We start from the raw sequence: 16,024 nt of genomic DNA, 5'->3' as shown, positions 1-16,024 counted from the left end.
AAAGTTCAAGCATCAGCGCCCTGCCTCAATATACTAAAGTACAACGAGACAAAAGCGCTTTTGCTGTAAATCTTTATTCTTTTACTACTGGATCTTTATCTAAATCAGCTGATTGTGGTTCTGGTTCAACCGTTTCGTTAACTGATAAACCTTCTGCTTGTTGAGAGTCTTCTTCATCATCAAGGTCTCTCATTTCAATCTCCTGCTCGTCACTTGAAAGCATCTTAACATCCATACCTAAACTTTGAAGCTCTTTAATTAATACTTTAAATGATTCTGGAACACCTGGTTCAGGAACATTCTCACCTTTAACAATTGCTTCATAAGTTTTCACACGACCTACAACATCATCAGATTTAACAGTTAAGATTTCTTGAAGAGTATATGCAGCACCATATGCTTCAAGTGCCCATACCTCCATCTCACCAAATCTTTGACCACCAAATTGTGCTTTACCACCAAGTGGTTGCTGTGTAACTAATGAGTATGGTCCTGTAGAACGGGCATGTAGTTTATCATCAACCATGTGAGCAAGTTTGATCATGTACATAATTCCAACTGATACACGGTTATCAAATGGTTCCCCACTGCGTCCATCATATAATACTGTTTTCGCATCGCGAGCCATGCCTGCTTCTTCTAAAGTTGACCAAACATCTTCCTCACGCGCTCCATCAAATACTGGTGAAGCAACATGAATTCCTAGAATACGAGCAGCCATACCTAAGTGAAGCTCCAACACCTGACCGATATTCATACGTGAAGGTACTCCAAGTGGATTTAACATGATATCAACAGGTGTACCATCTGGTAAATAAGGCATATCTTCTTCTGGAAGTATTCTTGAAATTACACCTTTGTTACCATGTCGTCCAGCCATTTTATCTCCTTCAGAAATCTTACGCTTCTGAACGATATAAACGCGAACTAACTGGTTAACACCTGGTGGTAATTCATCTCCATCCTCACGGTTAAATACTTTAACATCAAGGATGATTCCTCCTCCACCATGTGGTACACGTAATGAAGTATCACGAACTTCACGGGCTTTCTCACCGAATATTGCATGTAATAGACGCTCTTCAGCAGTTAATTCTGTAACACCCTTAGGAGTTACTTTACCAACTAATAAATCACCATCTTTTACTTCAGCACCAACGCGAATGATTCCACGCTCATCTAAATTTCTTAAAGCGTCTTCCCCAACGTTAGGGATATCACGAGTAATTTCTTCAGGTCCTAACTTTGTATCACGTGATTCAGACTCATATTCTTCGATGTGGATAGAAGTATACACATCATCTTTAACAAGTCTTTCACTCATGATAATAGCATCTTCATAGTTATAACCATCCCAAGTCATGAAGGCTACCATTACGTTTCTACCTAATGCTAGTTCCCCTTGTTCCATTGATGGTCCGTCTGCAAGGATTTCGCCTTTTACAACTTCATCACCTTCACTAACGATCGGGCGTTGGTTGTAGCAAGTACCTTGGTTAGAACGAATGAATTTTAACATGCTATATTTATCTAAATTACCTTTAACTTTTTGACCATTAACATCTTCATAGCGGCGAACGTATACATTTTTAGCTTCAACGCGCTCTACGATACCAGGATGTTTACAGATCACAGCAGCACCAGAATCTTTACCTGATACATATTCCATACCAGTTCCTACTAAAGGAGCTTCTGGATTCATTAATGGAACTGCTTGACGTTGCATGTTTGCACCCATTAATGCACGGTTAGAGTCATCGTTTTCTAAGAAAGGGATACATGCTGTTGCAGCTGAAACAACCTGTTTAGGAGATACATCCATATAATCGATGCGATCTCTATTAATAACAGTATTTTCTCCACGGAAACGCGCAACGATATCTGTATCGATAAACGATCCATCATCTGCAAGTCGAGCGTTTGCTTGTGCTACAACATAGTTATCTTCTTCATCAGCTGTTAAATAGTCAATTCGCGCTGTTACTTTACCTGTTTCAGGATCGACTCTACGATAAGGAGTTTCAATAAATCCAAATCGATTAACTTTTGCATATGAAGATAAAGAGTTAATTAATCCAATGTTTGGTCCCTCAGGAGTTTCAATTGGACACATACGACCATAGTGAGAATAATGTACGTCACGTACTTCAAATCCTGCACGTTCACGTGTTAATCCACCAGGCCCTAATGCTGATAAACGACGTTTATGTGTTAATTCAGCAAGAGGATTCGTTTGATCCATGAACTGAGATAACTGAGAGCTACCAAAGAATTCTTTGATTGAAGCAATAACAGGGCGAATATTAATTAACTGCTGTGGAGTAATTGTATTCGTATCCTGAATTGACATTCTTTCACGAACAACACGTTCCATTCTTGATAAACCAATTCTAAATTGATTTTGTAGCAATTCACCAACAGAACGCAGTCTACGATTACCTAGGTGATCAATATCATCTGTATCGCCCACACCATGTAATAAGTTAAAGAAATAACTAATAGAAGATAAAATATCAGCTACAGTAATGTTCTTAACACTTTCTTCTACATAAGCGTTACCTAATACATTGATAACTTTTTCACCTTCAGGATCATTAGGTGCAAAGATCTTGATAGATTGAATTGTTACTTCATCATCTGTAACTCCACCAGAAGGGTGTTCTTTTGTGAAGCCCACTCCACTTTCAAGGTTCGGAATAATACGGTCCAATGTTCTTCTATCAATCATTGTCCCTTTTTCCGCAACGATCTCACCTGTTTCTGGATCAACTAGAGTTTCAGCTAATCTTTGGTTAAATAGGCGATTTTTTATGTGAAGCTTTTTATTAATCTTGTAACGCCCAACATTTGCTAAATCATAGCGCTTTGGATCAAAGAATCTAGAGTCTAATAAACTCTTTGCATTGTCTACTGTAGGAGGCTCACCAGGGCGCAGTCTCTCATAGATTTCAAGCAATGCTTTCTCAGTAGTTTCTGTGTTGTCTTTGTCAAGAGTATTGCGTAAGTACTCATTTTCACCTAATAAATCGATGATTTCTTGATCAGAGCCAAACCCAAGAGCACGTAATAACACCGTTACAGGTAATTTACGTGTACGATCTATACGTACATAAACAACATCTTTTGCATCTGTTTCGTACTCTAACCAAGCTCCACGGTTTGGAATCACAGTTGCAGTAAAGCCTCTTCTACCATTTTTGTCGACTTTACCACTGTAATATACACTTGGTGAACGGACTAATTGCGAAACGATAACTCGCTCAGCTCCGTTAATAACAAATGTACCTGTCTCTGTCATGAGAGGAAAATCTCCCATAAAGACATCCTGATCCTTTACTTCACCAGTTTCCTTGTTAATTAAACGCACCTTCACACGTAATGGTGCAGAATAGGTAACATCGCGTTCTTTTGATTCCTCTACAGGGTACTTAGGATCTCCTAAGCTATAATCAATAAACTCTAGCGAGAGGTTACCAGTGAAATCCTCAATAGGAGAAATATCTTGGAACATTTCTCTCAAGCCCTCATCAAGAAACCATTGGTAGGAAGAGGTTTGAATTTCGATAAGATTTGGTAATTCTAACACTTCACTAATGCGTGCATAACTTCTGCGTTGGCGGTGTCGTCCATACTGAACTAGTTGACCTGTCAACTCATTCACCCCTCAAATCAAGCGTAATAGATCTTGCGTTGTACTGTTATGTATACCTTTAATTTTTAGACAGACGAATAAGAGAACTCACATATGATCATTCTCTTGAAAATCAATATCTAATATACTACCAATAAAATCCGAAATAAAAACAAAGGAAAATCAAGTACTAACGCAAGGAAAAAACAAAAAATAAAAAGGGTTTCTAGTAAGAAAACCACAATTTGAAACGTACTATTGATTTTATAATTATCTCCATCTATTCTAAATTTATACATCTTTTTCACAAAAATTAGATAGTTATGGAAATTATATATTGGCATTTTATAATGTTAACACATCAAAAAAAATGAGTCAACTTTTTTTCGCTTTAATGATATAATAGCCTTTTTTCTTCACAACAACTTCCACTTCCGAAAATAGTTTCTCTAATAATTCAATTGTCGATGGAGCTCCTTGCTTCTTTTGTATCACAATCCACAGTTCACCATGATCAACTAGATGTGTAAAACTTTCCTTGAAAATACTATGAACAACCACTTTCCCTGCTCGTATAGGCGGGTTCGTTAAGATAGCAGCATATTTTCTTCCTTCGTTAATCTTTTCAAATAAATTACTCTGAAATATTTCAACATTCTCAATAGAATTTAAGGTCGCATTATCTTTTGCCAATTCAATTGCTCTCTCGTTGATATCAATCATATCAACATGTCTATCATAATGTTTTGCTACAGATAAACCAATCGGACCATAACCACAACCAACATCAAGAATATCTCCATCTACTTCAGACAAAGTAAACGAATCTATTAAAAGACGAGAACCAAAGTCTACTTCATTTTTTGAAAATACTCCACGATCACTTTGAAAGGTAAAGTTGTGACCCTTCAACATAAATGACCATTTCTTACGATCACTTTCTACGGTAGGCTTTTCAGAATAATAATGATTACTCATTTTGTTCCTCCTCTTTCAGAAGATTAGGGTTCACAATTAATGACCATTTTATACATGCATTTTTAATTTTATTTCTGTTGTAGTTTCTTTACCCATAATTTTCGGTAGTAGAATACCAACAATCGACAAAAACTAATAATCAACTACACTCTCTACCATAATCTATTACTGGCTAATGAGAGATTATGTACGTTTGTTTATTATCCCTCTCAGTCTCCCCTAATTTTACAGTAAATAAATTCATACTAAAAAGAACTTTAGTGGTATCAGGGTTTATATAGTTATATATAACAATCCTAAATAATAAAAAGCTCGCCATAAACCGGCGAGCTTTCATAAGTTGGTTATATTACTTAACTTCTACAGAAGCTCCAACTTCTTCAAGTTTAGCTTTTAATTCTTCAGCTTCTTCTTTAGATACGCCTTCTTTGATTGCTTTAGGAGCGTTATCTACAACTTCTTTAGCTTCTTTTAATCCAAGACCAGTAGCTTCACGTACTACTTTGATAACCTTGATTTTTTGTCCGCCAGCACTTGCAAGTACTACGTCAAATTCAGTTTGCTCAGCAGCAGCTTCGCCACCAGCAGCAGCTACAGCTACAGGAGCTGCAGCAGTTACACCAAACTCTTCTTCGATTGCTTTAACTAAGTCGTTTAATTCTAAAACAGTCATACTTTTAACTGCTTCAATGATTTGTTCTTGAGTCATTATAATTTCCTCCTTGTTTTTCCTATTATTTGGTTTTATTACATACTAAAGCTTATTAGTTCAAATAAATTATGCGCCTTGTTCTTCTTTTTGATCTGCAACAGCTTTTGTAGCAAGTGCAAGATTACGGATTGGAGCTTGAAGAACGCTAAGCAACATAGAAAGTAAACCTTCGCGTGATGGAAGTTCAGCAAGAGCTTTAACTTCTTCAACTGAAGCAATATTTCCTTCGATTACACCAGCTTTGATTTCAAGTGCTTCATGCTTTTTAGCGAAGTCATTTAAAATTTTAGCTGGAGCCACAACATCATCACCACCAAAAGCAATTGCGTTTGGACCAGTTAATGCGTCGTTAAGACCTGAAAGTTCAGCAAGTTCTACCGCACGACGAGTCATCGTGTTTTTGTAAACTTTAAATTCAATTCCTGCGTCACGTAATTGTTTACGTAATTCAGTAACCTCACCTACAGTTAATCCACGGTAATCTACAACGATAGTAGATTTGCTTTCACGGAACTTTGTAGAAATCTCTTCTACGATCTGTTTTTTCTTTTCGATAATTGCGCTCATTGTTACACCTCCTGTAGATTCATGTAACACTAGTACCGTTCGGTGATGGCCGTAAAAAAACCTCCACTAGACATGGAGGTTTGTATATACAACAACAAGCAAAATGCTTTATTCGTAAATACACCTCGGTAGGAAATTAAGCTTGTTAGCACCTACGGTCTACGGTATAGCGATATTTGTTTTAAACAACATTGATTATTATATATTAAACTTCATAGAGAAGTCAATAGTTATTATTTTACAGAAAAGCTTGATGTGTCAACTTTCACGCCAGGTCCCATAGTTGAAGTAGCGTTAACACTCTTCATGTAAGTACCTTTTGCTGCAGCAGGCTTAGCTTTTAGTAAAGTTTCAAATACAGTAGTGAAGTTCTCTACTAATTTGCTATCGTCGAAAGAAACTTTCCCGATAGGAACATGGATAATTCCAGCTTTGTCTAAACGATATTCAACTTTACCAGCTTTAATTTCGTTAACAGCTTTCGTTACATCAAATGTTACTGTTCCTGTTTTAGGGTTTGGCATTAAACCTTTTGGCCCTAATACACGACCTAATTTACCAACTTCACCCATCATATCAGGTGTTGCTACGATTACATCAAATTCAAACCAACCTTGTTGGATTTTGTTGATATAGTCAGCATCTCCAACATAATCAGCACCTGCAGCTTCAGCTTCTTTCGCTTTTTCACCTTTAGCAAATACTAATACACGTTGAGTTTTACCAGTACCATTCGGAAGAACAACCGCTCCACGAATTTGTTGGTCAGCTTTCTTAGGATCTACTCCTAAACGAAAAGCTACTTCTACAGTTGCATCGAATTTAGCAACGCTAGTCTTTTTAACTAGTTCTACTGCATCATTAACTGGATAGAACGTTGAACGATCTACAAGTTTCGCAGCTTCTTGAAACTTCTTACCTTTTTTAGCCATTTTTATTTCCTCCTTAGTGGTTTTAGCGGAATAACCTCCCACGAATAAAGGTTGCGAACTTGTTTTTAAGCAAACTCGCAACCCCAAAAAACATTCCCAACTAATCAATGATTAGTCTTCGATAACGATACCCATACTACGTGCAGTACCTTCAACCATACGCATTGCTGATTCAACGCTAGCAGCGTTTAAATCAGGCATTTTTGTTTCAGCGATTTCACGTACCTTGTCACGTTTAACAGTCGCTACTTTATTACGATTTGGTTCACCAGAACCAGACTCAATACCAGCTGCTTTTTTAAGAAGAACAGCAGCAGGAGGAGTTTTTGTAATAAATGTAAATGAACGGTCTTCAAATACCGTGATTTCAACCGGAATGATTAAACCAGCTTGTTCAGCTGTACGAGCGTTAAACTCTTTACAGAATCCCATGATATTAACACCAGCTTGACCTAATGCAGGACCAACTGGTGGTGCTGGATTAGCTTTCGCTGCAGGAATTTGCAATTTTACAATTTTAATTACTTTTTTAGCCACGAGACACACCTCCTTAAGTCCGTGATGTGGTAAATGGGTTAATAACCCTCCCACTCATCTAATCCACTTGTTTTACAAATGGATAAAATTCGGGCAACTCACAATGAGCATACCTACCCTTATGCATTCAGAAACACTTAAATTTCTGATCAGCGTTACATCTTATTTCTGTCTCAGGTTCTTAAGACATACTGACCTATGAAATATTACCACTTTTCTTAATTGATTTCAAGTTTTTTCACATTATAATTTAGTAACTTGAGAAAAATCTAATTCAACAGGTGTTTCACGGCCAAACATATTAACAAGAACTCTTAACTTATTTTTGTCAGAATCTATCTCTTCAATTGATCCAGTAAAGTTAGCAAATGGTCCTTCTGTAACCTTAACTGTTTCTTTTAGTTCATAATCAATCTCAACTCTATGTTCATCCATACCCATTCTTTTTAAGATAAACATAATCTCTTCATCTAGTAGAGGTGTTGGTTTTGAACCATGTCCAGCAGAGCCGACAAATCCAGTAACTCCAGGAGTATTACGAACTACATACCAAGAGTCATCAGTCATGACAATCTCTACAAGTACATATCCAGGAAACACCTTTTTCTTAACAACTTTCTTCTTGCCGTCCTTATAATCTGTTTCTTCTTCTTCAGGTACAACAACACGGAATATTTTATCCTCCATGCCCATTGATTCTACACGTTTTTCAAGATTTGCTTTAACCTTGTTTTCATAACCTGAATATGTGTGTACAACATACCAATTCTTTTCCATAGTGTCAGGACAACTTGTCCTTCCCTCCCCACGATAGGTTTATGTAACTCTATATTAATGTGCATAAATACTAACTCTTTTTTTATACAATGAAAAAACCCGTTTAACGGGTTTCAAAGACAAAGAATTTATATTTTCTATTATAGCACGATTTTCCATCTATTATTCAAAAAATAAACGAATTAAAGAGGAAATCCCTAAGTCAGTTATCGCAAAGAACACTGCCACAAATGTTACTGTTGATACAACTGTAACTGTATACTTCGTAAGTTCTTTACCTTTAGGCCAACTAACCTTCTTCATTTCACGAGAAACATCTCGGAAAAAATTAATTAAACGCTGCATGTATGCCTACCTCCAGGAATAATAGGGAAATTCTTATAAAATAAAATAAATAGAATTATTTCGTTTCACGGTGGTTTAAATGCGAGTTACAAACTTTACAAAACTTCTTTACTTCTAACCGATCGTTAGTGCTTGATACATTTTTCATTGTTGTATAATTTCTACTTCCACAAGTAGTACAAGCCAATGTTACTTTCTTTCGCATAACCTCACCTGCCGTTACATTATTCCTTAAAACTGTATCATAGTGAGGTTTCTTCGTCAATAAACGATAAAATTCAAGTTTTTATCCTTTTATGATCATAAACTAATTTCTCTAATTTCTAAATATCGTTCTAGTTTCCTTTTAACACGCTGTAAGGCATTGTCTATCGATTTCACATGCCTATTTAACTCTTCAGATATTTCGTGATATGATCTGCCATCTAAGTATAAAACCAATACTTTTTGTTCTAGGTCACTTAGCAATTCTCCCATCTTCACTTCAATATCATCAAACTCCTCTTGATTGATAATGAGTTCCTCGGGATCCAATGCTTTTGTACCAGAAATCACATCTAATAATGTTCGATCTGACTCTTCATCATAAATTGGCTTGTCCAATGAAACATAGGAATTTAGAGGAATGTGCTTTTGTCGAGTAGCAGTTTTAATAGCGGTAATGATTTGCCTTGTAATACACAACTCAGCAAATGCTTTAAAAGAAGTGAGCTTGTCCTCTTTAAAATCACGTATAGCTTTGTATAATCCAATCATTCCTTCTTGGATAATATCTTCTCGATCTGCCCCAATTAAAAAGTATGACCGTGCTTTCGCTCTAACAAAATTACGATATTTGTTGATAAGGTAATCCAACGCTTCACTTTCTCCCTGATGAACGAGTTCAACTACTTGTTCATCCTCCATTAATACTAATTCTTCTCTGTTGACCTTGTCTTTGTTGAATGATGAATTCAAGTCGATCCCCCCGACCACACGCAAGATAACAATATTATACAGTAATGGTTTTGAAAGCGTCAACCAACTATAAATTTCCTCTACGCCATTTTTCAAGCTTTTCCATCACATCATCAGGAAAAGCTATTTTAGATGATGGGCGATCTTTTTCGATCTTTTTCACTCTATGTTTGATTCGACTTTCAATTGAATTCATTTCATTTAAGAGCTCTCTAGCTGACTTTCTAAGAGCTCCTTGACCAAATATCGCCCATTGTTCTGTAAAATCAGAGGTTGCTACATGTACCTGTGTTTTAATATTTCCCAATGATTTTGCTAGCTTTTCTATACGTTCATCAGCAGTTTCATTTTCCCTAGTAAAAATAACTTCTACCCGATAGTTTTTTTGTTTCTTTTCAATACCCTTGACCATATGTGCATCAAAGACAACGATTACTCTGTAACCAGTATATGCTTGGTATTCTGCCATCTTTTCTATCAAAAGATTTCTTGCTTCTGAGAGATTATTTTTTTTTAGATTTTGTAAATCCGGCCACGCTCCAATAATGTTATATCCATCAACTAATAGGATATCCATTGGCTTCTATTCCCCTAAAGGATTTCGTTTCCGATATACCTCGTACATTAAAAGACTTGCTGCAACAGAAGCGTTCAGTGATGTTACATGACCAACCATAGGCATTTTTATTAAGAAATCACACTTCTCTTTAATGAGACGACCAATTCCTTTTCCTTCACTACCGATAATTAATGCTAACGGCATATTACCATCAAGGTTACGATAGTCATCCGCTCCCTTAGCATCAGTCCCAACAATCCAGATTCCTTTTTCTTTCAGTTCTTCTATTGTTCGAGCCATATTGGTAATACGAGCAACAGGAATATGTTCTATTGCACCAGTAGAAGATTTAGCAACTGTTGCAGTTAGTCCAACTGCTCTTCTTTTTGGGATGACGATTCCATGTGCACCAACAGCATCAGCAGTTCTCATAATTGAACCAAGGTTATGAGGATCTTCAATTTCATCTAACAATAAAAGAAATGGCATTTCGTTTCTTTTCTCAGCTATTTTTAAAATGTCATCAATATGAACATATTCATACGCAGCTACTTGAGCCACAACTCCTTGATGATTTCCCTCAACCATTTGATCTATTTTTTTCTTTGGAACAAAGTTAATAGTTATACCTCTTTCTTTCGCAAGCCTCGTTATTTCTTGAGCTTGTCCCTTTAAAGAGTTTTCAGCTACCCATATTTTATTAACATCTCTAGAAGACTTTAATACTTCAATAACTGTATTACGTCCAATAATATAATCCTGACTCATCGTCTTCCCTCCTTTCCTTCACCATCAATGAATTGAAATGCCTTTTCTATCAATTCCTCTAAACGATCATGCTTCTTCTCTAAATATAAATAACCTAGTAATGCCTCAAATGCTGTACTATATCGATATGTTTGAACATCTGTGTTTTTTGGAACTGTACCTGACTTCGCATTTCTTCCTCGTCTGATTACACCTTCCTCTTCCTCAGAAAACAGCTCTAATGAAAACAGATAGTGCAAGATACTGGCTTGTGCCTTTGCCGAAACAAATCTTTTTGCTTGGTTATGCAGCTGATTTGGTCTAATACTTCCTTTTAACAACAGATGATGTCTAACATATATCTCAAAAACAGCATCTCCCACATATGCTAAAGCTAAGCTATTTAAAAGTTTAGAATCCTTAATTGTTTTTAAATCTAGAAACATTTTGCTCCTCATTTCCTAAAGAAAAAGGGGACAAAGTCATAAAAGAACGTACGTTCCCAACTCGGGTACTTTGTCACCTTTGTAACCTTTTTTATCTTTATTCCCTCAAAACGAACTTCATAATCAATGGCTCTCTTCTTAAAGTTTGCTGTTATTTGGCTTAATTGCAATTGTATATTAGTACTATTCTAAGAAGAAAAGTTGCCACTAAACTAACTACATTGCTGTTTCCTTTAAGTTTCTAAAACAACAAAGTTTTCGGATATAGCCAAATTGATTAACTTCGTTTCCACCTTGTACCTTGTGGAGTATCTTCTAAAATAATATTTAGCTCTTTTAGTTTGTCACGAATTTCATCTGATAAAGCAAAGTTTCGCTCTTTTCTCGCCTGAATTCGTTGCTGAATCATAGCCTCTATTTCTTCATCTAACAGTTGGTTAGATGCAAACTTAATTCCCAAAACATCTCCTAACGAATCTAGTTCATCAAGAAAGGCTTGAATAACGTCTTCTGCCGTATTTTGCTCTTCTACATAGTAGTTTGCTTGTTTTGAAAGCTCGAAAAGTACTGAGATTGCATTTGCTGTATTAAAATCATCATCCATTTCCTTCTCAAATTGCTGGCGGAATTCTTTTATCTTATTTAACCACTTATCATTATTTTCTGTTAAATTTGTTGAGCTATTCTTTCGATGCTGAAGGTTGCCATAAGAAGTTGTAATACGCTCAAAAGCATTTTTTGTACTTTCTAACAGCTCCTGTGAAAAATTAATTGGATGTCGATAATGAACAGATAACATAAAGAATCGAACAATTTGTGGATCAATCTCTTTAATAATATCGTGTACTAATACGAAGTTACCAAGAGACTTAGACATTTTCTCATTATTTATATTAATATAGCCATTATGCATCCAATATTTTGAGAATAGCTTCCCATTTACTGCTTCTGATTGAGCGATTTCATTTTCATGATGTGGAAATGTTAAATCCTGACCACCAGCATGAATATCGATTGTATCTCCTAAGTACTTCTTCGCCATAGCAGAGCATTCAATATGCCAGCCTGGTCGACCATTGCCCCAAGGACTTTCCCAGGAAATTTCCCCTTCTTTCGCTGCTTTCCATAGAACGAAGTCTAATGCATCCTGCTTCTTTTCGCCTACATCAATTCGATTACCTAATCTTAATTCTTCAATTGATTGATGAGAAAGCTTACCATATCCTTTAAACTCTCTAGTTTTATAATAAACATCTCCATCTGCTTCATACGCATAGCCTTTATCAATTAGAGCCTGAATAAACTCAATAATAAGCTCAATGTTCTCTGTAACACGCGGATGTACATTAGCACGTTTGCAGCCTAGTGCTGATACATCAGCAAAATATGCATCAATAAACCGCTCAGCAACTGTTGGAACATCTGTACCAAGTTCATTAGCTGCTTTGATCAATTTGTCATCTACATCGGTAAAATTAGAAACAAAATTAACATCATAGCCTCTATATTCTAAATATCTTCTTACAGTATCATATACGATTGCTGGTCTCGCATTTCCTATATGAATATAGTTATAAACCGTTGGACCACACACATACATTTTAACCTTACCTGCTTCTAGTGGTTCAAATGTTTCCTTTTGCCTTGTTAGCGTATTGTACAACTTTATTGTCATATTCACTCGTCCCTTTCCTTAACTGTTGTACTTCATCTCTTAACCCTTTAAGCTCTGCTTCTAATTCCTTAAACCGATCTGCAACCGGATCAGGCAAATCACAATGATTCAAGTCTTGATCAACTCTTTTACCATTTTGAATGACCACTCTACCAGGAATACCAACAACTGTTGAGTGATCAGGAACCTCTTTAAGCACCACAGATCCTGCACCTATTTTAGAGTATGCACCAACTGTGATTGATCCTAATACTTTTGCACCTGTTGCAATTAATGCATGGTCCTTAATTGTAGGATGTCGTTTTCCTTTTTCTTTACCAGTACCCCCAAGAGTAACTCCTTGAAATACGGTTACATCATCACCGATCTCACAGGTTTCTCCGATCACTACACCCATACCATGATCTATAAAAAAGCGACGCCCTATCTTTGCAGCCGGATGAATTTCTACACCAGTAAAAAAGCGACTTACCTGAGAAACAGCTCTTGCTAAGAAAAAGAGTTTCCTCTTATACAACACATGTGCAATCCGGTATCCCCAAATAGCATGTAAACCAGAGTAAGTTAGGATAACCTCAAAATAACTTCTGGCAGAAGGATCTTGTTCAAATACAACATCAACATCTTCTTTCATCATTTTTAACACTTTAATCCCTCCAATCCTCATCCTTTATTGCCTTTATTTGATATAAATTTAACTTTTTTACATATAAAAAAGCGCCTCTGTATATATGATACAGAGACGCTTAAATGCGCGGTTCCACTCTGTTTAGGTATGAGAAAAGAACATCTCAACACCTCAACTTTTGACTCTGTAACGTAGAGTAATACGCTTTTACTTACTGATCTATAATAGACGTTTAGTAAAAGGCTCAAAGGTGCATTTCAAGTATAACTTCACTTAAACCTCTTTCAGCCAGTGGAGGTTCTCTCTAAAAAGGAAATTAAACTTTACTCTCCTTATCAATGCTTTATCTATATGACTTTTAAAATGTATTAACCATACTATATTACATTTTAGTCGAAAAGTTAACTAATAACACTATTTAATCTAGATATTACAATATTTTTACCTAAAACTGCAATTGATTTTGGTAAATCCGGTCCATGTGTTTGACCAGTAATAGCCACACGAATAGGCATAAATAAATTTTTACCCTTTTGACCAGTTGCTTTTTGGACTGCCTTTATTGAAGATTTTACTTGTTCAGCAGAAAAATCCTCTACACTCTCTACCTCAGTTAAAAATGCCTTTAGCACCTCTGGTACACTCTCACCTTCAAGAACAGTCTCTGCTTCTCTATTGTAAGTAATATCTTCTTTAAAGAATAGCTCTGTAAGCTCAACAATTTCTGCTCCATAACTCATTTGTTCTTGGTAAAGTGCGATAAGCTGATGAATTCGATCCTTAGCTTCTTCATTCATATCATCAGTAACTTTTCCAGCTTTCTCAAGATGTGGCAATGAAAGTGGAATCAGCTGAGCTAAATCTAACTGTTTAATATATTGGTTATTCATCCATGCTAATTTTTGTGTATCAAAAACAGCAGGAGATTTTGATAATCTTGCTGAATCAAAGATTTCGATTAATTGTTCTTTTGAATACACTTCCTCTTCTCCACCTGGAGACCACCCAAGTAGAGAAATGAAGTTAAATAAAGCATCAGGAAGATAACCTAACTCCTCATATTGCTCAATAAATTGGATGATTGATTCATCACGTTTACTTAATTTTTTTCGATTTTCATTTACAATTAACGTCATATGGCCAAATACTGGTATATCCCAACCAAATGCTTCATAAATCATCATTTGTTTTGGTGTGTTTGAGATATGATCTTCACCACGTAAAACATGTGAGATTTTCATCAAATGATCATCAACTGCTACTGCAAAGTTGTATGTTGGTGTTCCATCCTTTTTGACGATCACAAAGTCACCCATACCTTCAGATTCAAAAGATATATCACCTTTTACCATATCATTAAAACGATACTCTTTTTTAGCTGGCACCCTGAAACGAATACTTGGCTTTAGCCCTTGTCCTTCAAGCACTTGTTGTTCTTCAACAGTCAGACTAGCATGTTTTCCTGAATATTGAGGAGTTTCTCCACGGGCAATTTGTTCTTCACGTTCTTTTTCTAGATCTTCTTCGGTACAAAAACATTTATAAGCTAATCCTTTTTCTAGTAACTCTTCATAATATTTTTTGTAAATATCAGTTCTTTCTGATTGGCGATAAGGACCGTATTCTCCGCCAACATCGACACTTTCATCCCAGTTGATTCCTAGCCAATTCAAATATTTCAGTTGGCTTTGCTCTCCACCCTCGATATTTCTTTTCTTATCGGTGTCTTCAATACGAATAATAAATTTTCCACCCTGGTTTTTTGCAAATAAATAATTAAATAATGCAGTCCTTGCATTTCCTATATGTAAATGTCCTGTTGGACTTGGTGCATAACGCACTCTTACTTCACTTGTCATTTGTTTACCTCCATTTATTACTGTTTCTATATTTTAAATGATAACTTCTAACATAATACTTTATGCTTTTCCTGTATTGTCAAGCGTATTAATAAGACCTAATTTTACCACCAATGTATCAGAGACACAAAATAATTCATAGTAGAATCTAAAGTAGTTGCACTCTTATCGGTTTGCGAATTATCGTTTCTGAATTAATATAGTTGCTTGTGACGCAATTCCTTCCTGTCTACCTGTAAATCCTAATTGTTCAGTTGTTGTTGCCTTTACATTCACTTGAGAAATATCCGCTTCTAACAATTCTGCTATACGCGCTCTCATCTTTTCAATATGAGGAGCCATTTTAGGCTTTTGAGCAATGATTGTACAATCGATATTTCCCAGTTCAAATCCGCGGTCTTTCACTAGTTTCCATACATGTGATAATAGCTCTGCAGAATCCGCATTCTTAAATTCAGGATCTGTATCTGGAAAATGCTTTCCGATATCACCTTCTGCTATAGCACCTAAACATGCATCTGCAACAGTATGTAATAATACATCTGCATCTGAATGACCTAATAATCCTTTTTCATAAGGAATATCAATTCCACCTAGTATAAGTGGTCTTCCTTCAACTAATTGATGTACATCAAAACCTTGTCCAACTCTGATCATTATGCTTCCCTCTTTCT

General features: G+C 36.0%; 17 protein-coding genes and 2 other annotated features. All 17 genes read right to left on the bottom strand.

What is annotated here, in order from left to right; translation table 11 throughout:
• Nucleotides 1–73: 73 nt before the first annotated feature.
• The 17 genes from rpoB to ispF all read right to left on the bottom strand — a co-directional run bounded on the left by rpoB (nt 74) and on the right by ispF (nt 16,007).
• The gene (gene rpoB / locus FS935_RS20465; protein WP_146950504.1) at nt 74–3,652 is read right to left on the bottom strand and encodes a DNA-directed RNA polymerase subunit beta; all 3,579 of its coding nucleotides are present in this window, start codon (nt 3,650–3,652) and stop codon (nt 74–76) included.
• Between the two features lie 354 nt (nt 3,653–4,006).
• Nucleotides 4,007–4,609 carry a class I SAM-dependent methyltransferase gene (locus FS935_RS20460; RefSeq protein WP_146950503.1) on the bottom strand — a complete coding sequence of 201 codons (603 nt, stop codon included), beginning with the start codon at nt 4,607–4,609 and terminating at the stop codon, nt 4,007–4,009.
• Nucleotides 4,610–4,958: 349 nt separating this feature from the next.
• Complete coding sequence (rplL, locus tag FS935_RS20455; protein ID WP_146950502.1) at nt 4,959–5,318, bottom strand: 50S ribosomal protein L7/L12; 360 nt, start codon at nt 5,316–5,318, stop codon at nt 4,959–4,961.
• Nucleotides 5,319–5,387: 69 nt separating this feature from the next.
• Nucleotides 5,388–5,888 (bottom strand): 50S ribosomal protein L10, encoded by a 501-nt coding sequence (gene rplJ / locus FS935_RS20450; protein WP_146950501.1) that lies wholly within the window; start codon nt 5,886–5,888, stop codon nt 5,388–5,390.
• A gap of 45 nt (nt 5,889–5,933) precedes the next feature.
• Nucleotides 5,934–6,071, bottom strand: a sequence feature (ribosomal protein L10 leader region).
• Nucleotides 6,072–6,121: 50 nt separating this feature from the next.
• Complete coding sequence (gene rplA, locus FS935_RS20445) at nt 6,122–6,820, bottom strand: 50S ribosomal protein L1 (RefSeq protein ID WP_146950500.1); 699 nt, start codon at nt 6,818–6,820, stop codon at nt 6,122–6,124.
• Nucleotides 6,821–6,931: 111 nt separating this feature from the next.
• Nucleotides 6,932–7,357, bottom strand: a complete 426-nt coding sequence (gene rplK / locus FS935_RS20440; RefSeq protein WP_141549707.1) for a 50S ribosomal protein L11 — start codon at nt 7,355–7,357, stop codon at nt 6,932–6,934.
• Nucleotides 7,358–7,600: 243 nt separating this feature from the next.
• Nucleotides 7,601–8,134, bottom strand: coding sequence for a transcription termination/antitermination protein NusG (gene nusG, locus FS935_RS20435; protein WP_146950499.1), 534 nt, complete (start codon nt 8,132–8,134; stop codon nt 7,601–7,603).
• Nucleotides 8,135–8,296: 162 nt separating this feature from the next.
• Complete coding sequence (gene secE / locus FS935_RS20430; protein ID WP_146950498.1) at nt 8,297–8,479, bottom strand: preprotein translocase subunit SecE; 183 nt, start codon at nt 8,477–8,479, stop codon at nt 8,297–8,299.
• 55 nt (nt 8,480–8,534) lie between these two features.
• On the bottom strand, nt 8,535–8,684 hold the full coding sequence (gene rpmG, locus FS935_RS20425; protein ID WP_146950549.1) for a 50S ribosomal protein L33: 150 nt from the start codon (nt 8,682–8,684) through the stop codon (nt 8,535–8,537).
• A gap of 95 nt (nt 8,685–8,779) precedes the next feature.
• Nucleotides 8,780–9,436 (bottom strand): RNA polymerase sporulation sigma factor SigH, encoded by a 657-nt coding sequence (gene sigH, locus FS935_RS20420; protein WP_146950497.1) that lies wholly within the window; start codon nt 9,434–9,436, stop codon nt 8,780–8,782.
• A gap of 67 nt (nt 9,437–9,503) precedes the next feature.
• Nucleotides 9,504–10,013 carry an NYN domain-containing protein gene (locus FS935_RS20415; RefSeq protein WP_146950496.1) on the bottom strand — a complete coding sequence of 170 codons (510 nt, stop codon included), beginning with the start codon at nt 10,011–10,013 and terminating at the stop codon, nt 9,504–9,506.
• Nucleotides 10,014–10,019: 6 nt separating this feature from the next.
• The gene (gene rlmB, locus FS935_RS20410; RefSeq protein ID WP_146950495.1) at nt 10,020–10,763 is read right to left on the bottom strand and encodes a 23S rRNA (guanosine(2251)-2'-O)-methyltransferase RlmB; all 744 of its coding nucleotides are present in this window, start codon (nt 10,761–10,763) and stop codon (nt 10,020–10,022) included.
• The gene (locus tag FS935_RS20405; RefSeq protein ID WP_146950494.1) at nt 10,760–11,188 is read right to left on the bottom strand and encodes a Mini-ribonuclease 3; all 429 of its coding nucleotides are present in this window, start codon (nt 11,186–11,188) and stop codon (nt 10,760–10,762) included. The genes rlmB and FS935_RS20405 overlap by 4 nt, the downstream gene beginning before the upstream one ends.
• A 277-nt stretch (nt 11,189–11,465) precedes the next feature.
• On the bottom strand, nt 11,466–12,863 hold the full coding sequence (gene cysS, locus FS935_RS20400; protein WP_146950493.1) for a cysteine--tRNA ligase: 1,398 nt from the start codon (nt 12,861–12,863) through the stop codon (nt 11,466–11,468).
• Nucleotides 12,814–13,500, bottom strand: coding sequence for a serine O-acetyltransferase (cysE, locus tag FS935_RS20395; RefSeq protein ID WP_240050982.1), 687 nt, complete (start codon nt 13,498–13,500; stop codon nt 12,814–12,816). Before cysE ends, cysS begins: the two co-directional genes overlap by 50 nt.
• Before the next feature lie 98 nt (nt 13,501–13,598).
• Nucleotides 13,599–13,839: a binding site (T-box leader), on the bottom strand.
• Nucleotides 13,840–13,892: 53 nt separating this feature from the next.
• Nucleotides 13,893–15,350, bottom strand: a complete 1,458-nt coding sequence (gltX, locus tag FS935_RS20390) for a glutamate--tRNA ligase (protein ID WP_146950491.1) — start codon at nt 15,348–15,350, stop codon at nt 13,893–13,895.
• Between the two features lie 180 nt (nt 15,351–15,530).
• Nucleotides 15,531–16,007, bottom strand: coding sequence for a 2-C-methyl-D-erythritol 2,4-cyclodiphosphate synthase (gene ispF, locus FS935_RS20385; RefSeq protein ID WP_146950490.1), 477 nt, complete (start codon nt 16,005–16,007; stop codon nt 15,531–15,533).
• Between the last annotated feature and the right edge of the window lie 17 nt (nt 16,008–16,024).

The organism is Metabacillus litoralis (assembly GCF_007994985.1).
In the GTDB taxonomy this organism is placed as follows: Bacteria; Bacillota; Bacilli; order Bacillales; family Bacillaceae; genus Metabacillus; species Metabacillus litoralis.
Note: the sequence above shows the minus strand (reverse complement) of the source record. Positions and strands in the feature narration are given on the sequence as shown.